Annotated in this window: 25 protein-coding genes; 10 read left to right on the forward strand and 15 right to left on the reverse strand. The window is 61.3% G+C overall.

The genetic code is table 11. The features are described 5' to 3' along the window. The first annotated feature begins 114 nt into the window (after positions 1-114). Positions 115-528, forward strand: coding sequence for a hypothetical protein (locus VFG26_RS11725; protein ID WP_325025458.1), 414 nt, complete (start codon positions 115-117; stop codon positions 526-528). Positions 529-1,290: 762 nt separating this feature from the next. Here the strand turns inward: VFG26_RS11725 and VFG26_RS11730 are convergent. After that, complete coding sequence (locus tag VFG26_RS11730; RefSeq protein ID WP_325025460.1) at positions 1,291-2,661, reverse strand: polysaccharide deacetylase family protein; 1,371 nt, start codon at positions 2,659-2,661, stop codon at positions 1,291-1,293. A 225-nt stretch (positions 2,662-2,886) separates the two neighbouring features. Here VFG26_RS11730 and VFG26_RS11735 point away from each other — a divergent pair, with 225 nt between their 5' ends. Both VFG26_RS11735 and VFG26_RS11740 read left to right on the forward strand, forming a co-directional pair. Continuing rightward, positions 2,887-3,198, forward strand: a complete 312-nt coding sequence (locus VFG26_RS11735; RefSeq protein WP_325025462.1) for a hypothetical protein — start codon at positions 2,887-2,889, stop codon at positions 3,196-3,198. A gap of 223 nt (positions 3,199-3,421) precedes the next feature. Beyond that, positions 3,422-3,916 (forward strand): polymer-forming cytoskeletal protein, encoded by a 495-nt coding sequence (locus VFG26_RS11740; protein ID WP_325025464.1) that lies wholly within the window; start codon positions 3,422-3,424, stop codon positions 3,914-3,916. 133 nt (positions 3,917-4,049) lie between these two features. Here VFG26_RS11740 and VFG26_RS11745 read toward each other — a convergent pair whose 3' ends face one another. After that, positions 4,050-4,361 (reverse strand): hypothetical protein, encoded by a 312-nt coding sequence (locus VFG26_RS11745; RefSeq protein ID WP_325025466.1) that lies wholly within the window; start codon positions 4,359-4,361, stop codon positions 4,050-4,052. Between the two features lie 179 nt (positions 4,362-4,540). Here VFG26_RS11745 and VFG26_RS11750 point away from each other — a divergent pair, with 179 nt between their 5' ends. Continuing rightward, positions 4,541-5,512 (forward strand): magnesium transporter CorA family protein, encoded by a 972-nt coding sequence (locus VFG26_RS11750; protein ID WP_325025468.1) that lies wholly within the window; start codon positions 4,541-4,543, stop codon positions 5,510-5,512. Positions 5,513-5,524: 12 nt separating this feature from the next. Here the strand turns inward: VFG26_RS11750 and chrA are convergent, their stop codons facing one another. Next, the gene (chrA, locus tag VFG26_RS11755) at positions 5,525-6,850 is read right to left on the reverse strand and encodes a chromate efflux transporter (RefSeq protein WP_325025469.1); all 1,326 of its coding nucleotides are present in this window, start codon (positions 6,848-6,850) and stop codon (positions 5,525-5,527) included. Positions 6,851-7,421: 571 nt separating this feature from the next. On the opposite strand from chrA, the gene VFG26_RS11760 reads away from it, so the two are divergent. After that, the gene (locus VFG26_RS11760; protein WP_325025471.1) at positions 7,422-7,934 is read left to right on the forward strand and encodes a septal ring lytic transglycosylase RlpA family protein; all 513 of its coding nucleotides are present in this window, start codon (positions 7,422-7,424) and stop codon (positions 7,932-7,934) included. A 207-nt stretch (positions 7,935-8,141) separates the two neighbouring features. Beyond that, on the forward strand, positions 8,142-8,822 hold the full coding sequence (locus VFG26_RS11765; protein ID WP_325025473.1) for a septal ring lytic transglycosylase RlpA family protein: 681 nt from the start codon (positions 8,142-8,144) through the stop codon (positions 8,820-8,822). Here the strand turns inward: VFG26_RS11765 and VFG26_RS11770 are convergent. Further along, positions 8,801-9,184 carry a lysozyme inhibitor LprI family protein gene (locus VFG26_RS11770; RefSeq protein WP_325025475.1) on the reverse strand — a complete coding sequence of 128 codons (384 nt, stop codon included), beginning with the start codon at positions 9,182-9,184 and terminating at the stop codon, positions 8,801-8,803. The genes VFG26_RS11765 and VFG26_RS11770 overlap by 22 nt on opposite strands. Before the next feature lie 232 nt (positions 9,185-9,416). On the opposite strand from VFG26_RS11770, the gene VFG26_RS11775 reads away from it, so the two are divergent. Further along, positions 9,417-10,214 carry a helix-turn-helix transcriptional regulator gene (locus VFG26_RS11775; RefSeq protein ID WP_325025477.1) on the forward strand — a complete coding sequence of 266 codons (798 nt, stop codon included), beginning with the start codon at positions 9,417-9,419 and terminating at the stop codon, positions 10,212-10,214. A 38-nt stretch (positions 10,215-10,252) separates the two neighbouring features. Here VFG26_RS11775 and VFG26_RS11780 read toward each other — a convergent pair whose 3' ends face one another. Both VFG26_RS11780 and VFG26_RS11785 read right to left on the reverse strand, forming a co-directional pair. Beyond that, positions 10,253-11,344 (reverse strand): patatin-like phospholipase family protein, encoded by a 1,092-nt coding sequence (locus VFG26_RS11780; protein WP_325025479.1) that lies wholly within the window; start codon positions 11,342-11,344, stop codon positions 10,253-10,255. Between the two features lie 339 nt (positions 11,345-11,683). Then, the gene (locus VFG26_RS11785) at positions 11,684-12,592 is read right to left on the reverse strand and encodes a metallophosphoesterase (RefSeq protein ID WP_325025481.1); all 909 of its coding nucleotides are present in this window, start codon (positions 12,590-12,592) and stop codon (positions 11,684-11,686) included. Positions 12,593-12,675: 83 nt separating this feature from the next. Here VFG26_RS11785 and VFG26_RS11790 point away from each other — a divergent pair, with 83 nt between their 5' ends. The 3 genes from VFG26_RS11790 to VFG26_RS11800 all read left to right on the forward strand — a co-directional run bounded on the left by VFG26_RS11790 (position 12,676) and on the right by VFG26_RS11800 (position 16,051). Further along, positions 12,676-13,170: an NUDIX domain-containing protein gene (locus VFG26_RS11790; RefSeq protein WP_325025483.1), complete on the forward strand. Its 495-nt coding sequence runs from the start codon at positions 12,676-12,678 to the stop codon at positions 13,168-13,170. Positions 13,171-13,224: 54 nt separating this feature from the next. After that, the gene (locus VFG26_RS11795) at positions 13,225-13,746 is read left to right on the forward strand and encodes an N-acetyltransferase (protein ID WP_325025485.1); all 522 of its coding nucleotides are present in this window, start codon (positions 13,225-13,227) and stop codon (positions 13,744-13,746) included. Between the two features lie 184 nt (positions 13,747-13,930). Next, positions 13,931-16,051, forward strand: coding sequence for a DUF1217 domain-containing protein (locus tag VFG26_RS11800; protein ID WP_325025487.1), 2,121 nt, complete (start codon positions 13,931-13,933; stop codon positions 16,049-16,051). A gap of 595 nt (positions 16,052-16,646) precedes the next feature. Here the strand turns inward: VFG26_RS11800 and VFG26_RS11805 are convergent. The 9 genes from VFG26_RS11805 to VFG26_RS11845 all read right to left on the reverse strand — a co-directional run bounded on the left by VFG26_RS11805 (position 16,647) and on the right by VFG26_RS11845 (position 25,818). Then, positions 16,647-17,471, reverse strand: a complete 825-nt coding sequence (locus tag VFG26_RS11805; protein WP_325025489.1) for a hypothetical protein — start codon at positions 17,469-17,471, stop codon at positions 16,647-16,649. Positions 17,472-17,757: 286 nt separating this feature from the next. Beyond that, positions 17,758-18,690, reverse strand: a complete 933-nt coding sequence (locus tag VFG26_RS11810; protein ID WP_325025491.1) for a cytochrome c oxidase assembly protein — start codon at positions 18,688-18,690, stop codon at positions 17,758-17,760. After that, positions 18,684-19,115: a hypothetical protein gene (locus VFG26_RS11815; protein WP_325025493.1), complete on the reverse strand. Its 432-nt coding sequence runs from the start codon at positions 19,113-19,115 to the stop codon at positions 18,684-18,686. The genes VFG26_RS11810 and VFG26_RS11815 overlap by 7 nt, the downstream gene beginning before the upstream one ends. Before the next feature lie 3 nt (positions 19,116-19,118). Beyond that, a complete protein-coding gene (locus VFG26_RS11820) occupies positions 19,119-19,718 on the reverse strand; it encodes a cytochrome c oxidase subunit 3 (protein WP_325025495.1) in 600 nt (199 codons plus the stop codon). Continuing rightward, complete coding sequence (locus VFG26_RS11825; RefSeq protein WP_325025497.1) at positions 19,711-21,636, reverse strand: cytochrome c oxidase subunit I; 1,926 nt, start codon at positions 21,634-21,636, stop codon at positions 19,711-19,713. Before VFG26_RS11825 ends, VFG26_RS11820 begins: the two co-directional genes overlap by 8 nt. A 23-nt stretch (positions 21,637-21,659) precedes the next feature. After that, positions 21,660-22,691, reverse strand: a complete 1,032-nt coding sequence (gene coxB / locus VFG26_RS11830) for a cytochrome c oxidase subunit II (RefSeq protein ID WP_325025499.1) — start codon at positions 22,689-22,691, stop codon at positions 21,660-21,662. Between the two features lie 6 nt (positions 22,692-22,697). After that, complete coding sequence (locus VFG26_RS11835) at positions 22,698-23,195, reverse strand: c-type cytochrome (RefSeq protein ID WP_325025501.1); 498 nt, start codon at positions 23,193-23,195, stop codon at positions 22,698-22,700. Positions 23,196-23,201: 6 nt separating this feature from the next. Beyond that, complete coding sequence (locus tag VFG26_RS11840; RefSeq protein ID WP_325025503.1) at positions 23,202-24,014, reverse strand: quinoprotein dehydrogenase-associated putative ABC transporter substrate-binding protein; 813 nt, start codon at positions 24,012-24,014, stop codon at positions 23,202-23,204. Then, positions 23,995-25,818 carry a methanol/ethanol family PQQ-dependent dehydrogenase gene (locus VFG26_RS11845; RefSeq protein WP_325025505.1) on the reverse strand — a complete coding sequence of 608 codons (1,824 nt, stop codon included), beginning with the start codon at positions 25,816-25,818 and terminating at the stop codon, positions 23,995-23,997. The genes VFG26_RS11840 and VFG26_RS11845 overlap by 20 nt, the downstream gene beginning before the upstream one ends. Positions 25,819-25,908 lie beyond the last annotated feature (90 nt).

A 25,908-nucleotide genomic window follows, 5' to 3' on the forward strand; every position in this document is an offset into this window, starting at 1 on the left:
CGGTGGCCAATCCGCGAGCAACGCACACGGATCGTCAGCCAAAATACCGTTGGCTCGATTTTCGCTTTTATCGCATCAAAGACAAACGGGAGTGCGCAAAACGGGGGAACGGGAATGCGCTTCAAAATTTACCAGCTCGGCGAACTGTTCGGCATTGTGCTTCTGCTCGGCGCGACGGCGATGCAAATGTTTTACCTCGACCCGCTGAAGCGCCAGATCGAATGGCGGCTGGCCGCATTCAGCATCCAGCAATCGGCGCAGGTTCAAACGACGGCGACGCTCGAAACGCGGATCGTGCTGCTCCAGGCGCTCAACACATCCGCCGACAAGATCAAGGAAGCCGAAGCCGAGCGCGATAAGGCAATCGAACGCTTCCGCACGGCGGACGCCAACATTTCCGATTACATGATGGCGAAAGAGCCGGTTGAAGATTACCTCCAGCTCATCACGCTGGCGTTGTTTGCGGTGGGATCGCTGCTCGCAGGCTTTGGCCGCGCGATGGAGATGCGAACGGGCAAGCACGGCTAGGGCGAAGGTTCTCGGACGAGCGCAGCGGATTTACAGCCAAGCTTCGCTGAGAGCGCTCAGATTGAGACACCTGCGCGCAGGGTCTTTTCAAAGCCGGTCAACGATGCCAGCTTGAGTTCATCTTTCAACAACCGAAAGGAGGTGATCCGATGTCGAGTGGGATCTTGAAGTGGACGATGTCGAGGTCGCTCGGGCATGCATCCGGAACTCTCCTGGATCGCAGCTGAGACCTGAAGCGGTAGACATTGCACTCCGCTAAACGTGATGATCTCACGGGGCCGCTCTCACGAGCGGCCCTTTTCTTTTTCTTGGGCATCCGCATCGCACGCACGTGAGCCTATCCACAGCATTATAAACCGTACGCTGATAATTCGCTGAGTTGTATCCGGGACGCCACAGCTGCCTGAAATCAGAGCAAGATGATTCCTTTTGTCTGGTAGAGGCGCGGTAACCCGCATAGCTTTGCGTCAGGTGGGCAGCCGATCGGGGGATCGACTGGGGGAGTCAAAAGTCCCACCTAAAGCCGGAAACGCTACACGCCGATGTGCATCGTCGGCCGTAGCGAACGCCCAAGGAAAAGCCACTGCGCTGTATTGCGCTCAAGGCTGTGAACTTGGTTTGCGGCGGGCCCGGGGGGGCCTAACAGGGCGTCCAAAAAGAAATGGGTGGCGGATACGCTGCCCATTTCTTTTTTGTGAGCGCTCATGCGCTGCCGGCCGGCGCGACGAAAGGAGTGTCGGCAACGCAATTCGAGAACACGCGCTATTCGCCGAACCAATATTGCCAGGCTTCCTTCACCCGCTGTGAAATCGATTTCGGCGGCGCCTGCGGTGCCTCAGGGGCAGTCTCGATCGGCATGATCGGCGCGGCCGGCGCATTCGCAGCGGCGATTTGATCTCCCTCCCCTCCAACGGTTTTCACCGGCGACGGAGCTTCCGGCGCAGTGGCGGACGAAGGCGGTGCTGCGGAATCTGAGGCAAGGCTGCCCGTTGCCGGAGCCGCCGGAGCTGGAGGAAGCGGCGGAGACGAATGCGCTGCGTTGTCTGCAACCGAGGTCATCGGCGGCGCGGCGGACTGCTTGTCCGGCACGGAATGCGCGGCAGGTTCCCGCGAAGGCAATGAGGGGAACGTAGGAAGGGCGGGTGCAGCTTCAGCGGGAGGCGTAGCAGCGGCCGAACCCTTATTCATCGAGCTATCGGGACGCGCTGGCGCGAGATCTTGAGGCGCTCCGCCACTCGCTGCAGCTGGCTTCGGCGGCTCGGCGCCCTCAATCGTTTTCACGATGCTGGAAACCGGCCGCTCCGCGCCGACTTGCGGCAGGCCCTTCGTGTCCTTCTCGATCTCCTGATCGTATTTCTCCAGCGTTACCACCGGGGCCTTCGCCGTCATGTGAACGACCTTGTATCCCTTGGCCTTCAGATCAGCGAGGATCATCGGCAAGGCCTTCGCCGTCACCTTATGAATGTCGTGCATCAGCAGGATGCCCTTGCCGCGCTTGTCGACCTTCTGCATGAGCGTCTTGGCGAGGTGCTCGGCCGTCTGCCGGCGGAAATCGAAGCTGTCGATATCGGTCGAAAACATCGCGATGTTGCGCTGGCCGAGATAGGCAACAGCCTCGGGTGAATCCGCAAGCGTCGGAAAGCGGAAGAACGGCGCAATCGGCCCGCCCACGGCGCGATGGACAGCGCTGACGCCGCGCTCGATCTCATCCTGCGCTTCTTCGGGAGTCTTCAGCTTAGGAATCGATTTGTGGTTCCATGTGTGTGTTCCAACCGTGTGCCCTGCCCTTGAGACCTCGCGAATGATCTGCGGATATTCGAGCGCCATCTTCCCCACCGAGAAGAACGTCGCCTTTACGCATTCGTCTGCGAGTGCCTTGAGCACAGCCTCGGTCGTTTGCCGTTGCGGACCGTCATCGAACGTGAGGATGACTTCCTTGTCCTGCAGGAAGTCGTAAGCCTTGTAGTTGGCCGTGCCGAAACCGGGGCCGCCGGTGGTGTCGATCTCAACGGTGCGGGAGACGCCGAGCGTGCCGGCACGAGGACATGCCTGCTCGTCTTGCGCGCGGGCAGCCGGGACGGCAAGAACGGCCGTCAGACCGAACACGAAACCAACCCGCCGAACGAACAGCATGTTGTCCTCCCTTTTCTTATTAACCGAACCTAGCAGACTCCAGTCGCATCAACAGCCCGGCTCATGAAATTGCGGCGCACACGTCGCTTTCCGGCGTCACCTGCGCCGAACTCCTGCTCAGCATAAGTTTGCATGAGTCGCACTATGCCGCAGCGGGCATTGCGAAACCGGGTCCAGCTCTTAGACATTTCAATGCCCTACAAACGGAAACGAAAAGAGTATCTTATGCTGGCATTTTTCCGCTCCTCGCTAACGATTGGCGCCGTTCTGGGCGCGGGTGCGATGATCGCCTCCTCGGCCAATGCGCTGCAGATGCCAAAGCCGGTGAGCGAGACACCGTCGAGCGTCGCGAAAGTCAGGCATGATCGCGACGGGCATCGGCACTATCACCGCCGCCATCGCAAAAATGTCGTACGCGCACCGTTCACCCGGGTGGAAAGCGGGCGCCGGACGGTCGTCGATGCGCCCTTCGTTCACGTCCATGAAGGCCGTCGCGGCAAGCACATCGTGGCCCCGTTCGTCGATATCCACAGGTAGTGCACTGCGCGCGATGCGGCCCGGCGCGCGGCGCCCAATGGGGCGAACCGCTCAGCTTTTGGGCAGCAGATGCGCATTAACAATCTTCCCCAAAATCCTTGTCGCATCGCGGTGGGGAGAGACTGGCAGTTATGACAACTTGGCCATAATGTACCCAAAGTACACTGCTTAAAATCGCCATCAGCGGGACGGGCGATAGCAGTTCTTTTTGGGGGAAGTCATTATGTTCAACCGCGTAGCGACGCCGGATTCGCGTGGCCCTGAGCCGGTCAAGACACTCACGCCACAGCAGCCTGCAATGCCGCAATTGAAGACGCCAGCACCGCCGCTCTTCGGCTCACCGGTCCAGCAGTCCGCTCAGGCGATTGACGCGCCGACCTCGGTGCTCGGCCAGGACATTACGATTTCCGGCCAGCAGCTCGTCATCAAAACCAAGGGCTCCCTCCTTATCGCCGGACACATCCAGGGCGACGTGCATGGCGAGTCCGTGACCGTCGGCGAGACGGGAAGCGTTGTAGGCACCATCACGGCGCGCACGATTACGGTTCAAGGCGAAGTCAGCGGCGCGCTCAAAGGCACCTCGGTGAACCTGAACGCCACCTCGCGCGTCGACGGCGACATCATCAAGCAGACGCTGTCCATCGACGAAGGCGCGCAGTTCGACGGTAGCGTCCGCCGCGCCAAAGACGCGGCCGAAGTTACTCCCGACCTCGGCTGAGCTCCGAGCTGAAACTGAAATCTCGAGAGCGCGGCCGGCGGCACCGCCGTCCGCAATACCTTTTCCGAACGATGCCGGTGACTGCCGCGAGCGCAGCGATCATCACCGCACCGCTCCGATGGTCCTTCAGATTTTAGAAGATGCCACGCCCCGACGGGTTCACCTCGTCGCAAGACTCCTTGATGCGAATATCCTGGCCGATGTACCGGCACAGCGTCTGCTTGTAGATAGGATCCTGGCGCCCGCGCTCGGGCGACGCTTTGAACCCGTACTCGCGGGCAACCTGCGCAACGTACTGATCCTGGCAATAGGGCGTTGCCAGCGGCGCACCCTGCACCATCTGAAAGCCCTTTTTGCAGACGACGCCCGCTTCCGCCGGCAAGCCTAGGCCGGCAGCCAGCAGCGTGACGACAGCTCCGAAAGTGGTCCTCGTTGCTAAAGCCATCTGTGATCTCCTCTGAAACGATTGTCACACTTCGCGCGTCTCCTCGCAACAGACCGGCCGTATCGTCCTGAACGTGAGGCCTGCCCCCTCTGCCGGCGTCGAGCCGCTTGCAGCCTGCGCCCTCGAGGCGCAACACGCGAGAGGCCGATGCGACGAGCAAATCCGAAGGTCCACCTACAATGATTACGGTCTATGATGCGGATGGTGACAAACTGGTCGAGCGGAGCAGCGTCGGAGATCTCTCGACCGCCGTCTGGATCGATCTGACCGACCCCAAAGAGGACGAGGACAAGTTCATCGAAGAGGCGCTTGGCATCGAGGTGCCGACGCGCTCCGAGATGCGCGAAATCGAGGCGTCGAACCGTTTCTATACGGAGAATGGCGCCTACTACATGACCGGCATCATTCTGCACAACACCGATCAGGACGTTCCCCTGACGTCCGTGGTGACGTTCATCCTGTTCGGCAACCAGCTGGTGACCGTCCGTTACGCGTCGCCGCGCGCGTTTCCCCTCTACGTTGCCCGCGCGTCCAAAGGCGATGTCGGTTGCGGCACGGGCGCCGGTGTCATGATCGGTCTTCTGGAAATGCTGATCGAGCGCGAAGCCGATCTCATCGAGCGCGTCCAGGACGAGGTCGAGCGTATCGCGCCGCTCGTTTTCGGTCAGAAAAGCACGGCAACCATGCCACACAGCCGCCGCCTCGAGGTCCTTCTGAAAACCGTCGGCAAGGAAGGCGACATCACGGCGAGAGCGCAGGAAAGCGCCATGTCGCTACACCGGCTCTCGCTGTTTTTTGCCAACGCCGCCCGCGAACGCAAGGACGACGAGCGCATCACAACCCGCATCGAAGCGGCCAACCACGACATCCTCTCGCTGATGGAAAGCATGCGCTTCCTCTCCGCGCGCACGAGCTTCCTGCTCGACGCGACGCTCGGCATGATTTCCAACGAGCAAAACCAGATCATCAAACTGTTCTCGGTCATGGCGGTGATGCTGATGCCGCCGACTCTCGTCGCTTCCATCTACGGCATGAACTTCCGGCACATGCCCGAGCTCGATTGGCCCTACGGCTATCCCATGGCCATCATTATGATGTTCGTGGCGGCGCTCGTTCCCTACCTCTATTTCAAGAAGAAAGGCTGGCTCTGATCGCCGCCGGCCTCAATGCAGAAGCGTCAGCAGCAATGACGCGGCCGCCGCGACGCCGAGCGTGGTGATAATCCCAGCGTGCAACACGAAGAGGAGAAGCGCGGCGAGAATGCCGAGCGCGAGCGGCACCGGCTCCAGGCTCGCGATCTCCGGCACTTGAAAATGCAGCGGCCCGATCGCCAGCTCGGAACGTGCCGAGAACAGCACGTGCAGCGCAAACCAGACCGACAGGTTGAAGATGACGCCGACCACGGCTGCCGTGATTGCCGATAGCGAGGCTTGCAGCCGCGGGACCGATCTCAGCCATTCGACGTAAGGGGCGCCCGCGAACACGTAGAGGAAGCACGGCGCGAAGGTCGCCCACAGCGTAACGATGGCCCCGAGCAGTCCGAACAGCATCGCGGGCTCCCCGCCATGCCGCGCGCCCGCAAGAAAGCCGACGAACTCGGTGACCAAAATCAAAGGCCCCGGCGTCGTCTCGGCAAGGCCCAGGCCATCCAGCATCTCGTTCGGTGTCAGCCAGCCGTAGCCGGAAACGGCCTGCTGCGCCATGTAGGCAAGAACCGCGTAGGCCCCGCCGAACGTGACGACCGCGAGCTTGGAGAAGAACACCGCCAGCTGCGTGAGCACGTGATCGAACCCGAAGACCGCGGCCACGCCGAAGAGTGGCACGAGCCAGACCGCGAGCCAGATGCCGATCGTCTGCGCCGTCTCGGCAAACGGCACCGGTGCTGTCCTTGCAGTTTGTAGCGCACCGTCATCGGCTGCCGAACGCCCACGCCAGTAACCGATGAGCCCGGCCGCAAGCACGATCAGCGGGAACGGCACGTTGAAAATGAAAATCGCGAGGAAGGACGCCGCCGCGATTCCCCAGTCGACCCGCCCCTTGAGCGCGCGCCGGGCAATGTGGATCAACGCTTCGATCACGATCGCCAGAACGGCGGCCTTGATGCCGGTGAAGACGGCAGCGACGACAGGCACATTCCCGAAGGACGCATAAAGGGCCGCAAGCGCCAGGATGACGAGCGCACCCGGCGCGACGAACAACAGGCCCGCCGCCAGACCGCCGCGCGTGCCATGCATCTTCCAACCGGCGTACGTCGCGAGTTGCATGGCCTCGGGTCCCGGCAGCAGCGTGCAGAAGTTGAGAGCGAGCAGATAGGTCGCTTCGTCCAACCACTTCTTCTGCTCGACGAGCACCCGGTGCATCAGCGCGATCTGACCGGCCGGTCCGCCAAACGACATCAGCCCGATCTGCGCCCATACCCGCAATGCCTCGCCGAAGGCCGGATCGGCCGAACGGCCAGCCGATTCAGGCACTGGCCTGCTTTCAGTCATGGGACCTCGCTAGAGCGCAATCGGACGACAGGGCGTTCATCGCTTGGCCGGATCGCGCGCGCTCTGCAAGCTATGCGATCCACATCGCGGGCTCCGTTGAAAAGGGCGTATGCGGACGGATCTTTTTATCGGCGCGCTAACGGACTGAACGGTAAACATTTTGTGGCGCGGCTCGCCTCAGGATTTTTGTTCCGTTAATAGCCGTTCACTTCTGCGACGTGGCGTCGCGCAACCAAAAGATGCATTTAAAATAACTTAGAAATTTCCGCATCTTAGAAATTATGGTTAAAAGGTGGTAACAGCAATGGGTTGACCTCCTATCCACAGGATGCTGGTTGGGCGCGCCAGGACGGGGGGAACCCCAGTCATACCGGGCAGCAGGAAGAACTGGGTTCTGGAGTTCAGTTACGGGTCATAGGGGTCATCTGCCTTACGAGCTACTTTCTCCCAATCTTAACGACGGTGCCGCTCCGAAGCGGTTGCCCCGTGGTCGCCATCGATGCGGACCGCGGGCGGGGGAAACCGCTCATTCGATCCGGACCACTGCTGCTCCTTTGATAGGAGTGCACTAATGCGTTCTACGATCGCGATCGCCGCGCTAGCATTTGCTGGGATGACGGCAGCAGCCGTTCCCGCAACCGCGGCCTCGAAATGCGCAGGCACGGGGTATCACTGCAGCAAAGCCCACAAAGCTGCGTATAAGAAGACCTACTACAAGAAGGCTGCCTACAAGAAGGCTGCTTACAAGAAGACCGCTTACAAGAAGAAGACCCACGCGAAGGTTGCCCACAGCGGCAGCGCTTCGGGCGGCATCGCCTCCTACTACTGGCAGGGCCAGAAGACCGCCTCGGGCGCCCGCTTCAATCCCGAGGGTCTGACCGCTGCTCACCGCTCCCTCCCCTTCGGAACGCGCGTTCGCGTCACCAACCAGTCGAACGGCCAGTCGGTCGTCGTGACCATCAATGACCGGGGTCCCTTCATCGGCGGCCGCGTCATCGACCTGTCGCGCGGCGCTGCCCGTAAGATCAACATGACCGGCGCCGGTCTCGCCCGCGTCTCGCTCGAGGTTCTCGGCCGCAGCTAAGCCTGAAGGCCGGACGACCAAACTTCGGGAGGTGTTGGGGATACCAATACCTCCCGACGTTTTTTCGCCATCGCGAATCGGCATAGTCCTCGCGATTGGGGAGTATCCGGGGGGATATGCGTGCGCCGAAGCTTGAGTTGCGCTTTCGTGGCTGTGTCGGCCACTTTGCTTGCGCCTATTGTCAGCGGTCCTGCCGGGGCTCAGTCGTTGTCCGACGCCGCGGCCTACTCTGACCCCAAGCCCCTTCCCAAGAACCAGCCAGTTGCCACGGACCCGTCTTCAACGGGCTCCGAGCCGGTTTCCGGCGCTCAATCGGCAGCCGAAGCTCAGTCTCTATCCGGAGCCCTAGCCGGTCCCGCAAACAGGGCGGCAACCGAAGGCAGCTGGAGCACGACGACCGCCATCGCGCCGCCGGCAGTACCCGCCAAAGACTGGCAGTCCAAGACAGTCGCCGCAAAGGCGAAAATTCCCGCTCCGAAGCAGGTCGCCGCGAACCAAGCGGCGCATCCGCAGCCAACCTACGCCTTGCATGGACCCGCCTCACCCGGGAACGGCCACGCGATGAAGGGCATCGCCTCGTTCTATGGCAAGGGCGCCCGCACCGCGACCGGGGAGCCGTTCAATCCCCGAGACCTGACGGCAGCCCACAAAACCCTGCCCTTCGGCACCCGCGTACGCGTGACGAGGGTCGATAGCGGCGAGAGCGTCATCGTCCGCATCAACGACCGCGGCCCCTTCAAGCCGGGCCGCGTGATTGACCTCTCGACGAAGGCCGCCGAGGACCTCCGCATGACCGGCATGGGTTTGGCCGCCGTGAAGCTCGAGGTCCTCGACCAAGCGAACGCTCAGCGCGCCGAAACTGTCGCTCAGCGCTCCGAGGCCCGGTAAGACCGCTCCAGCCGCGATTCCAAGACGCTGATCTGATCGAGATAGGCGCCACGGATACATTCGGTATCCCGGCCGCAGCTGTCGCGCGCGTCGAGGAACCGCCGCTGGTAGTTCTTCAGCTCGTTTCGCTGCGAGCGATTGCCATATGAAGACTTGAGTTCCGAATAGAGCGAGCTCATGCGCTCGTCGAGCCCGGCCAGACGGTCGCTCCGGCAGATCATGCGTTCCGACGTCGTTTGCGCGCGGCGGCAGTCGAATTCCTGCGCCGCGGCGGGGCGCACCGCGCTTGCGAATAAAGCCAGCGCCAACAATGACCCAGCTGCCACGCCTGCTGCCAATTTCATGCTTCCAGTGTCCGACATGTGCCCATCTCCGAAAAGTCTCGGCGCTCTTCATCAGCGCCCCGCCACCCCGTGGTGACAGGGCTGAGAATGCGCAAAGCCGTTAGGAAACGTGAGGCCGTCGGGCGTCACCTCCCGGTAATGGTGCGCAGCCGGATTATTGCCTCTCAATTCCGATTGCGTCCGAACGGAAAAAATCGGTATTTTCCGGTACCGGCGGCGTTCGTCACCGGGTTTCAGCATCAAGCGGCCAATGAAGAAAGCTGTCGCCCAACCTGCGCCCGTCACCAGCCGTCCCGATGCGCTCGATCGCATCAAGACGGCGATGGTCGAGAAGAAGCTGACGCAGGCGGAACTCGCCGACGCTGCCGATTGCCACGAAAAGACGATCCAGAACCTGCTCGGCGGACGCTCCGTACGCGATCAAACGCTGTTCGATGTCTGCATGGTGCTGGGGCTCGACTTCCACGGTCTGCGCGATGCCTGGCACGGCGAATCCGTGGCGCTTGAAAGCGCGGGCGGACCGCTGGAGCTGAAGGGGAACGGCGGCGGCATTGCTCCCGTCTACATGGGCGCCTACACGCGCGCAGCTGTCGATCACTACATCGGCAGCTACCTGACGCTGAGACGCGCGTTCTCCGTTCCCGACACGATCATCGCCTATCGCACCGACATCAGCTGGGACGCCGAATGGCCGAGCCTGCTCTTCCAGGAGCGCGAACGCCCGGATGCACCCTACGCCCACCGCGGCCGCCTCTATATTCCGGCGTCATCGAGCTTCATCCATCTCGTTTCGCTGACGAAAGGCGCGATGCGGATGGTCGTCGTCTCGCAGCTCGATCGCGCAGGAGAAATGCGCGGGATCATCACGACACTGAACAAGCAGCGCGCGACGTTCATTCCCGTCGCGACGCCCATCCTCTACGCCCAGCGCGAAAGCTTCAACGCCGATGCCTTCGGCGAGATCACGCCGAAGAACCCGGCCTACGCCGAATACAAGCGCCAGCTCGATGAGACGGTGGCCGAAGGTTACGCCAAGCTCGTCAGCTAATCCGGTTCTGCGATTTTCATCCGATGACGCGCTGCGCTTTACTTCGCCCGCTTCCCGCCGACGCCCCGCTTGGGAACCTGCCGCTTCGACGTGAGAGGCGAGCGAAAGTTCACGCCGTCTTCAACCGGTGGGAAGAAGTGGCTTGCGAGATCGACCGTCTCGAGCCGTCCCACAGCCGAGCGCGCAACCTCGAGCCACTTCTGCGCGTACTCGCGGCCTGCGCCGTGCAGATACGTGATGATGTCCCAGTCGGGCTTCACCGTCGTCTCGGGATTGAGCGAGCCCGTCACCGGTCCGCCATCGATGAGATGAAAGCGGTGCTTGCAAATGGGCGCCAAGCGTCCCTTGGCGAGCAGCGGCCCCGACGTCTCGCGCGCAGCCAGGATGACTTCGATATCTCGGAGCAGCGGCGCGTTGAACGTCAGGCGATTGGCGTGGTTCGAAATATCGCGCGCCGTCGTCGGCAGCTTCTCGTTCACGCGCGGCGCGACCATGACGAGCAGCGTGTCACTGACCGGGCTTTCGGTGGCGAGCGTCACGAGATCGGGATTGGCGGAAAATCCGCCGTCCCAATAGGGCGCGCCCTCGATCTCCACGGCGTGATGCATGACCGGCAAGCAGGCCGATGCGAGCACCGCATCCACCGTAATTTCGTCTTCGCGGAAAAGCCGCGCCCGTCCCGTCGCAACATGCGTTGCCGCAATCAGCAGATCGACCGGCGACTTGGCGCGGATCAGCTCGAAATCGACATGTTCGGTGAGGAGCCGCCGCAGCGGATCGAAGCCCAGCGGATTGAACTCATAGGGCGACAGCATCGTCGCGAAATGCGTCGTCAGTTGCGACGGCCGCACGAGCCCATTGAGAAAGGGATTGAGCCGCGTGAGGTCGGGAATGGCCGCGTTATGAATCGCGTGCCAGATCTTGTACATCTTCTCGCGCGCCTTATCGCGCGACCCCTCAGCGAGACCTGCCGCAAGTGCAACGGCGTTGACGGCGCCAGCACTCGTCGCGCTGATCCAGCCGAACTGAAGCGTGTCATCTTCCAAGAGGCGGTCGAGAACGCCCCACGTGAAGGCGCCATGCGCTCCACCGCCCTGAAGGGCAAGATTGATGTAGGCAGATTTTGGCAAACTGCATTGCTCCCCGCGAGGCCGCTCTGAACCAGCAGCCAGCGATTCCATATCATTAACGCCCGAGGCAAGCTTGTGACCTAGACGCCGCGGCAGAACGCCTGACGCAATCGCAAAGATCGGTCACTAGCGTGTAAATGTTACATGTGCCTGTTGAAGCATCTCTGCTCAACGGTTGTGCGCTAAGTGCCGCCGATGTGCTCAGCGTGTAAGCGTCAACTCGCGAGATGCACAATTGTGATTGCTGTTCGCGTTCGTGCGTCAGCGTGCAGCACGGCTACTATGAGCGTGCGCGTGGCATTTGGCCGCTAACGGCACGGCGCCGAAGCAGCGACGCAATCACGGCAAGGACGGCGTGAGAACACTCTCGCTGATTTTTTTTATCTCACCGCTCGCTTCGTCAATCCCCCGCACGACATGGCGGATGCGCAGCCCGGTCTCGCTTTTGAAGAACGTGAAGAGATTGTAGCATCCGAGCGGCTCCTCGCGATGCGTGATGCCGGCTGAAGCGGACGCAACGCCCACAACAGGAATGGATTTGCTACGCGACTGCACCCAATCCACGCGCGACACGTGATTGTGTCCGTAGAGCACGAGCTCAGCATCGCCACGCTGCAAGAGATGCGCGAAGTGGGCCGCATCGCTCAGCGCCCGGCGCGGCGGCGCGAGACCCGGCAGCGGGGGATGATGGATGAGCACGACACGGACGGTATCTTCCTCGCCGAGCTTGGCCAGCTGCTCGCCTGCGATCTCGAGCTGATGCGCGCCAAGCCGGCCACTGGCGACGAAGGGCGGCGTCGGAACGGCGGAATTCAACCCCACGAGCGCGACGGGCCCGGCGCGCCGCACGAACGGAAAGGCCAGTGTCTCGTTCTCCCCGCCCATGTATTCAGCCCAGCGCGCAACGCCCAGATCACCGTGCAGGCTCGAATAGATGTCGTGATTGCCGGGAACGATGGTGACGTTCTCCGGCGGGCCGATGCCTTTCAGCCAGCGATGCGCCGCCTCGTATTCCGAAGGCAATCCGAGATTGATGAGATCACCCGTTATGGCAATATGATCGACGCGAAGCGCCACCGCGTCGGCAAGCAGCATATTGGCGATCACACCTTGATGGACGCGGCGCCGCTTGCGGATCCAGTTCACATAACCCAGAGCGCGTTTGGCGTTCCAATGCCGCCACCCGGACCCGAAAGCGGGCGGCAGATGCACATCGGAAAAGTGCGCAAGCGTGAAAGTCTCGGTCATGTCGGGAATGGCGTATCCTGGCGAAAACGTAGTCTACCATACCGGAGGTGTTAGCAAATGCTTAGCGCCGCAGCCGGGCACGAATGAGAAAGAGGCCGCCGTTGAGAGAAGACCGCTTCCTTCTAGGCTACGTCGTTACCCGCGCTTTCCAGCAATTCTGGCGGGCAACGCGCGGGCTCTTTCTGGATGTTGAGGCGTGCGTCCTGGACGAGGCGAACCGGATTCTCCTGGTGCGGCACGACGCAGGCGGCCCTTGGCACCTGCCGTCAACGGCCGTGCGCGACGGTGAAAGCCTCGAAATGGCGCTCCGCCGTCTCCTGCGAGACTTGGACGGCATAGAGGTTAATTCCAGGCCGGAGTTGCGTGGCTTTTCCTCTGAGGGCTGCAACCGCCAAATGGGACTGTACGTCGTCCGCAATTGGCAGCGGCTTTCGACAGGGGGAAAAGCCCGCGATATGGCGAACGGCACGCGCGAAGCCCGCTTCTTCCCACTGGACGCCTTGCCGGCTCATGTAATCAAGCGGGCAGCAGAGCGAATTAGCCGCTTAAGCGAGGCTCGCACAATTCCGCAAACGTGATAGAAGGCCCGCCTGCCGGGCATTGCCGGCGTCCTCAAGTCTGACTGTCCGTGCATGTCCCCATCGATCGTCGTCCGCAAAGCGCTTCCTGAAGATCTCGCCGCATTGTCGAGCTTGCACGCGCGCGTTTTCGGACCCGGACGCTTCGCCCGCTCGGCCTACCGCGTGCGCGAAGGCAAAGGGCACATCTCACGCTTCTGCCTCGTCGCCTGCGCCGGCAACGAAATCGTGGCCTCCATCCGCACGACCGAAGTCTCCATAGGCGGCGCGACAGGCGCGATCCTGCTCGGGCCCGTCGCGGTCGATGCCAGCCATCGCAGCTTTGGCCTCGGCAGCAAGCTCATTGCGGCCGCGCTCGAAGCCGCACGCGCTGGCGGCGCCAAGCTCGTCGTGCTGGTGGGAGATCTCCCCTATTACGGCCGCTTCGGCTTCAAGGCCGTGCCTATGGGCCAGATCACCTTCCCAGGCCCGGTCGATCCCGCGCGCATTCTGGCGCAAGAACTGGAGCCGGGCGCGCTGTCCGGCTACAGCGGCCTCGTGGTTGCAGAGCCACCCGCAAAAACACCTGAAAACTGACGCGTCCCGCTCCCGCGCGGTAACGCCATCGTAACGCGAATCTCCTGACGATCGGATCCGGCCGGCGGTGACGCTCGAGTTGTATCCGGCTTCGTCCGGGACGCAGCAAAACGCTTGTCAGGTCCAGTCCAAACTACGAGAGCATATTGAGCGAAGCCGAATCGCCTGCAGCAGAAAGCCCGCGATGATCTCCACCTACCTGCTCTACCGGACCTACGCCTCCGACCTGCCGAAGACTCTGTCGCGCATTTCTGCCCAGAACGACATATCGAACGCTGCCAAGTACTATCAGGCGAACATCGGCAAGGTGAAAACGGTCGATGACTTCCTGAAGGATTCGCGGCTCTTCACGTACGCAACGACGGCCTATGGCCTGAGCGACATGGCCTACGCCAAGGCCTTCATGAAAAAGGTGCTGACGAGCGATCTGTCGGACCCCAAGAGCTTCGTCAACAAGCTCACCGACACCCGGTTCGTCGAATTCGCCAAAGCCTACCAGTTCTCGCCCGACGGCAAGCTCGCCACCCAGTCGCTCGTCGCTCAGAACGCGAACGAAGAGACCGAAACGATCGGCCTCTACACACAGCAGCAGGTCAACAAGGGCATCGCGGCTTCGGCCGAGGCCACCTACTATCAGGCAAACATCGGCAACGTGACCTCTGTCGATCAGCTGATGGGCAATTCCCGCCTGCTGAACTTCGTGATGTCCGCCTACGGGTTGGGTTCGAGCAACGCGACCAAGGCCACGATCAGAGCCGTGCTGACGAGCGATCTTTCCGATCCCGACAGCGTCGCCAACAAGATGGGCGCCTCCAATTCCAACTATAAGCTTCTCGCTTCCGCCTTCAATTTCGCAGCCGACGGCAGCGTGAACGGAACAGCTCAGTCGTCCGCCAATACCATCGCGGCGGTCTCCCAGTATTTCAACGCCACCGGCACGAACGGCACCCCCGCTGCGGCGGCGTTCAAGACGCAGTATTACAAGGCCGCCATTTCTGGCGTGACCTCGGTCGATGACCTCTTGGCAAACGCGACGCTCTTCGACGTCGCGATGACGGCGTTCGGCCTTGATCCCAATTTGCAATCCAAGACGCTCATCAAGGACGTCCTGACGAGCGACCTCTCCGATCCCGAAAGCGTCGCCAACAAGCAGACGAACGCAGCCTATAAGAACCTTGCGCAGGCCTTCAGCTTCAACACCGACGGCTCGGTGGCGGACGGCGCGGCGCAAACGGCGACGCAGGTGACAAGCCTGATCAACAGGTACATGGCGAGCTACGACGCCACGCAGAAATCATTCAATGACCAAGCCACGGAGGCTTACCAGAACGCCGTCAGCACCGCGACGAGCGTTCAGGACCTGCTGAACAGCACGGCCTACAATTACATCTTGGCCGCCTACGGAATAGATTCCTCCAAGATCACGAAATACACCGTCGCGAAAATTCTGCAGAGCGATCCGGACGACCCCAACAGCTTCGCCAACCAGTCGCATGATCCCGCCTACATCGCGATGGCGGCGGCGTTCAACTTCGACCAAGACGGCAAGGCGAAGACCGCACAGGTCGCGCAGACGGACTCCGATCTCAACGCCACGATCAAGCTCTATATGAAGCAGGCGGGCACCGAGACGGCCCAGCTCGATCAGGCCGAGGCCGACAGCAACTACTACATGACGGCGATGGGCTCGATCACGAACGTCGATGACCTGCTGAAAGACTCAAAGCTCGTGAACTTCATCGTCAGCGCCTTTGGCCTGAAGAGCGAAAATCCCTCGGCCTCGCTCTTGCGCACGATCCTGACAAGCGATCCGCTCGATAAGAAGAGCTTCATCAACAAGCCCGAGAACGCCAAGTATCGCGATCTCGCCATCGCCTTCAACTTCGGCACCGACGGCAAGACGCTCGACGTGCCGGCGGGCCAAACGCAGAACCGCCACCAGCTCGTGTCAACGCTCGATGGCTACCTCGAGCAGATGATGGAAACGCAAGCGGGCGAACAGAGCGAGGGCGTTCGCCTGGCGCTCTATTTCCAGAAGAAAGCCTCGAGCATCACGTCGGCCTATCAGATCCTTGCCGATAAGGCGCTGCTCCAGTTCGCACAGACCGCGCTTGGCCTATCGTCGATGATGTCGGCAGCCGATATCGACACGCAGGCGAAAATGATCACGAAGAAACTTAACTTGGCAGACCTTCAAGATCCCAAGAAGGTAACGAAGATCATCGCTCAGTTCGCTGCGCTCTATGACGTGGCGAATACCGACACGAGCCAGTCGCCGATCCTGCAACTCCTGCGCGGAAACTAGAGCGCCTTTCAATTCGATGGCTTTGGCCGATGTACTAGCCGGGGAAGGCCGATTGCAGCGGCCTCCCTGCTATTTGTTGCATTATGGCAGCAGGCTGACGGATCCGGTTAAACGGTCTTTTAGTTATTGGCGTTGAGGATTAATTTCTCTCAACGCCAGCGCGCGAGCCGGCGCCGATGCGAAGGACCCATGCGATGCGCTCTTTTGCTCTCACCTCCGCCGCCACAGCCGCTTTGTTGCTCTCAGCCGCAGCCGCTTCGGCGCAGCCCCCCCAGCCCCCGCGCTCCAGTTCCGGACCCCGTGGGCCGGGCGGCAGCGTGCTATCGGCCCCCGTGGATCGCTTAGGCCCGACGTTTCCGGCCGATGACCTTCTGCTGCCGGATTCGGGCTGGAATCGTGGCGGCGTGAGTACGGCCGGCACAGCCGGTCCAAATTGGACATTGAGGCAGCCTGTGTTCGGCCCGCCGCTGCCGACCCTGCCGACGCCCCGGCGCCGCCGCCCCTACATCATCCTGGACGGCCAATGATCGCCTGCCCAAAATAAAAGAGACGCGAGTTTCCTCGCGTCTCTGAAGTCTTTATCGCATCCGATCTCTCAGAACGATCTCAGCCTGAAGCGCGCCGGTACATTCGTATCGCGGCTGGCCCCGCCACGCACGCCGCCGTACCATGCCGCCGCCAAGCCGATGAGCAGACCGAGACCAGTGAGAAGTCCCGTCATCTCCGTGGTCTTCTTCGCCTTGTCCAGCGCGGCGATCGCGTTGGTATAAGCGTCGTCGACACGCTTCTGCGCTTCCTCCTGGGAAATGCCGGCCTTGGAAGCGATGATCGACGTCACGAGATTGCGATCGGCTGGCGCCAGCTTGTCGTTACCGAACGAGCGCATGAACACTGCCTCGATTGTCTTCTCTTCATCGGGCGACATAAGCTGAGCGTTGGTCACAGGCTTGCCTTCCGGCGGCGTCGCCAAAGCCGAAACAATGCCTGAAAGCGGACTGGAATTCGCACTTGAGAATTTGGAAACGGCGGACGAGCCGGCGTTAAGGGCAGCCGAACCCGCGCTTGCGGCGAGCAAGAGGCCCAATAGAACGCACACGCCCCATGTGACCAAGCCTTGTAGCCCATCGCGGAATTCAACCTCGTCCGGCGGCACGTCGGCCGCGCGCGGACGCACGCGGGCAGCAACGTATCCGGCGATGAGGAACGTCGCGATCGTCACGATCAGGGCCCAAAGCGCAGCAATCCAGCTTGCCAGTCCGCTATGCGACTGGCCAGGCCACGGAGACAAAAAGGACAAGCCCCCGGCAATGCCGAGTGCAGTCAGTACGAATGACAGCGCGGCGCCAACGACCGCGCCCGCGATGATGCCCCGCCAGCTGAGGAACGGAGGCGTCTCACGCATATCGACAACTTCTACCATCGTGGCTTCTCCATCGATCATCTAAAACCCAAAAGCCCCAGAAGAAGCGAAATGACCACGATCAATCCGATCAGATAAATGATCTCGTGCACTGCACGTCTCCTCACATTATGCCGCTGAATGAACCCGGATAACGCGAGTTTGTTCCGGAAATTGCGGCGCTCCGGCCAACATCCCAATTCATTGCAATGCACACAGACAACGCAGCAAAAGAGCAAGTTATTGCGGTATTCGAATTAAACGGACGTCAGACCGAAGTGGCTGGCGTCGCGCTTGCCGAAGATCGTTACCCGGCCGAACGGGTTCTCTCCATTTGCGAGGCGCTTGCCGCCTTCGCGCGCCGCTCGGCCGATTGCAAACTTCTGACGAACAGGAGGCCGATCGGGACGAGAAAGAAGATGCCGGCAGGCACCCACATGATCACCCCGGCAATCTGCTGATCGGTGAGCGGCGTCAAACCCCATGAGAGCGGCGCATCCCCATGCGCGCGAAACAGGGGAATGGGAGACAAAAGCATCAAAGCGCCCGGAAGCCCGCTCAAAACGGCGACGACGGCCACATAGATGAGCGAGGTGTTGTGGTCCATCTGTCGGCGGCCCGATGGCTCGATCACGAGCGACCAGAACATGATTGCGGTGAGCAAAAAACTCAGATGTTCTGCGGCGTGCACCCATTCGTTCTGAAGGCTCCACGCGTAAGGCCGCGGCAGATGCCAGAAGGCGAAAGCGCCGAGAAAGAGCGCCGCAACGACCACGGGCCGCATCAGCCACGCCCCCATTGCACGCAAGACATGGAGGCAGCGCGAACTCGATATCGCCTTGCGCTGCGCGGCCGGGAGAGCCCAAAGCCCCACGAGAAACGGGCGGCTCCAAACGAGCAGCGGCGGAATGAAAAGCATCAGGACCAGATGCTGCACCATGTGCGCGGAAAAGAGCGCGTCCGTCACCCGATCAACGGGCGGCGACAGGATGACGACGAACAGCGAAAGCGCGAGCGAGAACGCCAGCGTCTGCGACGCACTGACGACGCGGTTCGCTCCAGCGCTGCGCCGGATGCGAAGCACGCCCAAGGCGTAAACGATCACGGCGGACGCTATGGCGATCATCTCGATATATCTGAGCGTCTCTGGAACATCAGGATCGGCGCCAACAACGTGCGCATGGGCTTGCGTTACCGGCACCGCAAAAGCAACGGTGAGGAATGCCAATCGCCTCAACATGGCGGCCCCAGGACGATGCCGAGCGCATCGACAAGAACCGCCACAGCGAAGAGCGAGCTCGTGAGCAATCCGCACAACGCCAGAAACCGCGTGCGCCCCTCGCCAAGATGCATCAAGCGGCGCGTATCTTCTCCACTTTCTGCTTTCGTCTGTTGCCAGCAGCGGAACGCGATAATGCAACCCGCCATCGCGATAATGAAGGCTGCAAGATCGATGGTCAGCATGAGCGGCACGCGCCCCGCCGGATGAACCGCCATCACTTCAGCACCCTTACAGTTGCGCCCGGCGATGACGGTGTTGATCATGAGCCGAATGGACCATGCGAGCGGCGGCGCAAGAATTGCGAACCAAAGGGCAAACGGACTTGCCCTGCCGCGGTGCGGGGCGGGATGCGATGGGCCGGAAACGGGCAGATCACTCGCCATCGCTCAACTCAAATAGGGCGTAAGATAATAGGTGAAAAAGACCGAGAGCCAGACAGCATCGACAAAGTGCCAATAAGCAGCGCCTACCGAGACCGCATTCTGGCGGCGATCCTCGAGAATACCGGATGCCACCCAGCCGATGAGTGCCAAGAGGATCAAGAGCCCCACAACCACATGTGCGACGTGGAAGCCGGTCGTCGTGAAGTACAGCGATCCGTAAGGACCGGATGTGGGCGAAAAGCTCATCTGGTGCCACTCGACCATCTGAATGCTCACGAAGATGGCGCCGAGGATGAAAGTGACGACGAGCCCCAGAAGAGCGTTGGTTGATTTGCCAGTCGAGTATTGTCTCTCAGCCCACCAGATCGTCCCGCTGCTGAGAAGCAGGATCAGCGTGTTGGGCAGCGCCAGCTTCAGCGAAAGCGGAGCCGTTGGCCAAGTCGCGTGTGACGAGATCGCCATGTAGTAATAGCTGAAGAGCAGGTACGCGAAGACGGCGCCTTCCGTGGCGATGGTGAAAATAATTCCCCACCAGCCCGACGACCTCGCAATACTTGGGCTGCGGGCTTGCTCTTCCGCTCCTGATGCAACGGCGTCAACCATCGGTCGTCCTCAATGGCCGGAAGCTCAGGCCCGCGGGCCAAAGCCAGATGAGCATGGCAATCAATCCGACTGCGAACGAGCAAAGCACGCCCGGAAGCGACATCGCCAACATCGAGACGAAGAGCGCCGATAACGCCAGACCGAGCACGAGCGGCGCGTAGCTATCCTCGGGCATCTTCAAAATGGCATCGGGTTGAGCGTCGATGGGCGATGTGGCGAGCGCTTCGCGTCCATTGTCGAGCGCCGGCCCCACGGTGATGCGCGAGCGTTCATCGCTCTCCTGTAACCGGTCCTCCCACAGCGGATGGCGGCTCGCGACCGTTGGCAGAACAGCGAAGTTGTAAGGCGGCGGCGGTGAAGGCGTGGCACATTCGAGCGTCGCCGCATCCCACGGGTTAGGCCCCGCCGCAGCGCCCCGGAAAAGGCTCATCACAACGTTGACGATGAGAAGCAGAACGCCCAGCGCCAAAACAAAAGAACCGATCGTCGTGATCATGTTCAACGTATTCCAGCCGAAGTCCGCGCCATACGTGTAGACGCGGCGGGGCATACCCCACAGGCCCGTCAGATGCATCGGCAGGAACGCGAGATTGAAGCCGATGAACATGAGCCAGAAGTTCCATTGGCCGAGGCGCTCGCTGAGCATCCGCCCGCTCATCTTGGGGAACCAATAATAAAGCGCGCCAAGCACCGGAAAGACGTTGATGCCGATGAGCACGTAATGAATGTGCGCGACGATGAAATAGGTATCGGTAAACTGCCAATCGGCAGGAACCGAAGCGGTCATGAAACCGGACACGCCGCCGATGACGAAGAGAACGATTGTGCTCGCGAAGAAGAGGAACGCGGTCGTGAGCTGCGGCCGGCCGAGCGCGATCGTCGCGGTCCACGCGAAAACGGCAACCGCGCTCGGTATGACGATCACGAACGACGCCGCGCTGAAGAACGACATGCCGATGTCCGGCAGGCCTGTCGCAAACATGTGGTGGACCCAAACGCCGAAGCCGATCACCATCGTCAGCACGGTGGCAAGGGCGACGAGCGTATAGCCGACAAGCGGCCGGCGGCAGAACGTCGGCAACCCATCCGACACCATCCCCATCGCGGGAAGCACGATCGCATAAACCCACGGATGCCCGAACATCCAGAAGAGATGCTGCCACAGCAGTGGCTGTCCGCCGGCCGGAACATCGTAGAAGTGCGTGCCGAACCGCCGATCGAGCCACAGCAGGAAGAATGCGAGGCTAACCGCGGGAACGGCCAGAATGTTACCGGCTGACGCCGTCAGCGTTCCCCAGACCAGAATAGGCATGCGGTTGATCGACATGCCCGCCGCGCGCGTGCGCATCAGCGTCACGACGAAGTTGATGGCGCCGACCGTCGTCGAGATGCCGAGCAGGATCAGCGCCATTGCATAAACATCGATCCCCTGCCCCGGATTGTATTGCTGGTTTGCATAAGGGACGTAGTCGAACCAGCCGGCATTCGGCGCGATCCCGATCGCAAACGCCGCGTACAGGAAAACGCCTGAGAAGAGATAGATCCAGTAGGAGAGCGCATTGAGGCGCGGAAACGCCATGTCGCGCGAACCGAGGATGAGGGGCCAGAGATAATTGCTGAAGCCCGAGAGGATCGGCGAGGCATACCAGAAAATCATCGAGATGCCGTGCATCGTGAAGAGCTCGTTGTATTGAGCCGGCGTTAGAATTTGCTGATTGGGGCGCGCCAGCTGCAGGCGCATGATCAAGGCTTCGATGCCGCCGATCACCAGCAGGGCAAACGCCGTCACGATGTAGCGGATGCCGATGGATTTATGGTCGACCGAAGAGAGCCAGCCCGCGAAACCCTTGGGCGTTTCCCAGATACGATCGAGTCTCGCGCGCAGCTCGGGCGTCTCCTGGACTGCTGGAATTGTCATCGTGTTCGCCATCGGCACGCCCGTCAGTTGAGACTGCTCAGATACGTGATGACCAGTTGCATTTCGTCACCCGAGAGCGGCACATGCGGCATGCGCGTGCCAGGCTTCACCGACTGCGGGTCCGAAATCCATCCAGCGAGATCGCCCTGATCTGCGGGAAGCGTACCGGCGGCGAGCGTGCTGCGCGTCATCAAGTGCGAAAGGTTGGGACCGAGATAGCCGCCGGCCATCGTACCGCGCACGGCATGACAGGCGCCGCACCGCTTCTCGAACACCACGAGCCCCGCCTGCGGGTCGCCCGGCGCCGGAGTTGGTGCGAGTTTCAGCTGATTGTCGCGCCAGGCCAGATAATCGGCTGGTTTATCTGCGATGACCTTGAACTGCATGTGCGCGTGCTGCAGCCCGCAATATTCTCCGCATTGTCCTTGATAGGTGCCAGGCTCCCGCGCTTCGATCCACGTCGTGTTGAGCTGCCCGGGTATCACGTCCGTCTTGCCTGATAGAGACGGCACCCAGAAGGAATGAATGACGTCCTCTGATCGCAACGTCACCTTCACCGGCTCGCCGGCCGGAATGTGCATCTCATTCGCGGTGTCGAAATTTTTCGAAGGTTCGTCGTTGAGATAGCGCACACGCCACCACCACTGGTTTCCCGTAACCTCGATATTCACGGCCGGTGTCTTCGGCGGCTGATCGATTGCCGCGAGCGTCATCATGGTCCAGCCGACGCAGCCCGCAAGGATCAACGCGGTCAGGCCAAGTCCCCAGCCGAAGATATTGAAGGTGCTGATGTGGTGAGTTTCAGGTTCCGGCCCGGGACCGCTGACCGGCGCGCGCTTCCTGAAGATGGCCCAGATGACGAGGCCGGTCATGACGGCCGTCACCAGGATCGAGATGATGAGCAAGCCCCATGTGAGGCTTGCTGTCGAATCTGCCTTCGGCCCGAAGGCACTGAGGTAGCTGAGCGGCGGGTCAGCAAACGCTGGACCGGAGTAAATGATCGCCGTGGCGGGAAGAGCCGCTATCCCAATTGAGGATTCGCGTATGCCTGCCAATCCGGCCTACTTCCCCTCCGTGTTCGCTCCACCGCCTCCGCCGCTGCCTTTCGGCATGCCGTAGGATAGGGAGTGCACATAACCGGCAACCTGCCAGACCTGCTCATCCGGCAAGAACCCGCGGAACGATGGCATGCCGTTCGGACGGCCCTCGCGAATGGACGCCGCGATGTTCTCGACCGAGCCGCCGTAGATCCAGACTTTGTCCATCAATGCCGGGCCCATGCCGCCACCGCCATGGGCATGGCAGCCGACGCAGTTCATCTGGGCGTAAAGCTGACGGCCCTGCTCGACTTGCGCGGGATCGTTCGCAATTCTGCGGCCCTCAGCGCTCGTCTGAGCGATGATTTCGCCGCCGCCCGGCGCAAGCGGAACCAGGGAGACTTGCGGCTCGGTGTTCTGCGTCTGCTCAGCCGTGTTGGGCTTGTCGGCAGCATCGGAGTTGCAGCCGGCGATCAGCAAAGCGAGAACAGCGCAACCCAGAAATGGAAGATATTTTTTCACGAGGTTTTACTCCGCCTTTGCGGCCTTCTTCTGCGTTCCGGAAGACTGGATGTTGTATTCCGCGAGGATCTTTCGAATATCGGCATCCCGTCGCTCGAGCGCACGGTTGATTTCTTCCGCAAGCTCCGCATCGGGCTTACGCACGCCCATCGAGATCGGGAACGCCATATTCTGCACATCGTCGATGTGCGTGACCAGCAAGGGTGGCGACTGCCGCGCCGCGTAATAGTCGGCGACAGGACCCCACACGACGGCAAGATCGACATCGCCCCGCGCCACGCCTTGCACGATGGGAGAAAGCGGGTCGGGTTTCGACCAATCGCCGATCACCATGTAGCCTTTGATCTTGTCGGTGATCCCGCGCCGCGCGAGTTCGGTCATCGGCGGTGTGTTCGCACCGTCGTTGCCGACGAGCTGCACGCCGATGCGCTTCTCGCGCAATGCGGGATCGTCGAATGACGTTATCGGCGTTGCGCCGTGAGGCTGAACGAACGCGTAGCTCGCCTTGTAATAAGGCTTCGTCGGCCGCACGCGTTCAAGACCTGTCGGCACGCCCGGCACGACGTCACAACGCCGGGCGCCTAGGCCCTTGCGTATGAAGCCTCGCCACTCCGGAGCCCATTCGAACGTTGCCGTCGCGCCCAGCTCTTCGGCCACGGCCTTCGCAATGCGGTTTTCAAAACCTTCCTCGCGATCGTTCGAGAACGGCATGTTGTTGGGATCGGCGCAGAACTTCAACTCTCGCGCCCAGAGCGGGCCCGCAGAAACTGCGAGCACGCCAAGTGCGAGAAAGCCCGCTTTACGGAATCGAGAAGACATACAGCGAGCCTCCCTTCGTCGTATGCTGAGGAAGGTCCTTCACCGCGTTGACGAAGCCGAGAGCGCCGGTGCCGTCTTGCGGATCCAATCCGCCCGCCACGATTGCGCCTGCCCAACCGCCAACGCCAGATAGGATGGACACGTACTGCTTGCCGTCAGGTCCGCGCCAAGTCGTCGGCTGGCCGATGATTCCGGAACCCGTCTTGTACTGCCAGAGGAGCTTGCCGCTCTTCGCATCGACAGCTTTGAACCAGCCCTCCATCGTGCCGTAGAAGACCACATCGCCCGCCGTTGCCAGCGCGCCGCTCCAGACCGGGAAAGACTCCTTGATCTTCCAAACGGGCTTGCCGGCCTGAATATCCCACGCGGTGAATTCGCCACGATGACCGCCGGGTCCCGCCTTCATGTGCACGTCAGCACCGACATAAGGCGTCGCAGCGATGTAGCCGACATCCGTCTCTTTGATGTCCATGCACAAATTGTTGTGCGGCATGTAGAGAAGCCCGGTCGTTTCCGAGAACGATGACGGCTGCCAATCCTTGCCGCCCGGAGGCGCCGGGCAAACATCTGTCACGGTCTTGCCGAGCGACGGGCGCTTGTCGGCATTGTAGATCAGCCGTCCGGACATCAGGTCCACGGTCTGGCTGCTCGTGATCGGCACGAAAGGAGTGGCGGAGAGGACTTCGCCATTCGTGCGGTCGAGGATGTACATGTAACCGTTACGATTGGGGTGCACCATCACCTTGCGGTTCTTCCCGTTCCAATCCATGTCGAGAAGAATGCATTCGTTGACCGCGTCGTAGTCCGACACGTCGTGCGGGCTCATTTGGTAGAACCAGCGCGCCTGGCCGGTATCGGCATCGCGGGCGAAAATTCCAGCGGTCCAAAGATTGTCGCCCGGACGCATCGAGGAGTTCCACGGGCCGGGATTTGATGTGCCGTAATAGACGAGGTTCAGCTCGGGATCGTAGGAAACCCACGCCCAAACGGTGCCGCCGCCCTGCTCCCACATGCCCGGCGGCCAAGTCGTGACGCCGAGATCTTTGCCTTGGAGTTGCGGGTAATGGGCATTGTAGCCCTGGCCGATCAGCACATCCTTGTCGGGGCCAGTGCTGTAGGCCTTCCACAGCACCTTGCCGGAACCCTGGTCCAGCGCCGCAGCCCAGCCGCGCACGCCCATTTCACCGCCGGAGTTGCCGACGATCACTTTGTCCTTCGCAATAAGCGGCGCCATCGTCATCGTCTCACCGATGTTGATGTTGCCCATCTTCGTGCGCCAGATCTCTTTGCCGGTGTTGGCATCGACAGCGATCGTGTGGCCGTCCAGCGTATTGAAGAAGATGCGCCCGTTGGCGAACGACGGTCCGCGATTGACGACGTCGCAGCAGGCAACGCCCTGGGACGCTGCGAGCGGACGCGGCTCATACTTCCATTTCAGCGGTGCGCCGGGTTTGGAAAGATCGAGCGCATAAAGGACATTGGGATAAGGCCCGAGAGCGTAAAGCGTATTGCCGATGACGATCGGAGCCGCTTCCTGTCCGCGATCGGTCCCCATCGAGAAGGTAAAGGCTGGCTGAAGCTTCGCAACGTTCTGCGCATTGATGTCGGTGAGCGAGCTGAACCGCGTGAGAGCCGTGTTGGCACCGGGCATTTGCCACTCGTTGCCACCCGCCGTTGCGAAAGCCGGAACCTTGGGCCGCGAGACGTTTTGTTGAGCGAGGGTTTGCGAGAACGATGGAGCGGGATGGAATGCCAAAAGTGGCACGATAGAGAGAATGAAGACGTAGGGCCTGAAATTCGGCATCGGCGTTTCCCCAAGTTGGGCGTGGCCGGGAGCGCCAAGTGCAAGACGCCACAACAATTTGTGACCGCAGGAAGCGGAACCCTTAGTGCC

The organism is Hyphomicrobium sp. (assembly GCF_035687085.1).
In the GTDB taxonomy this organism is placed as follows: domain Bacteria; phylum Pseudomonadota; class Alphaproteobacteria; order Rhizobiales; family Hyphomicrobiaceae; genus Hyphomicrobium_B.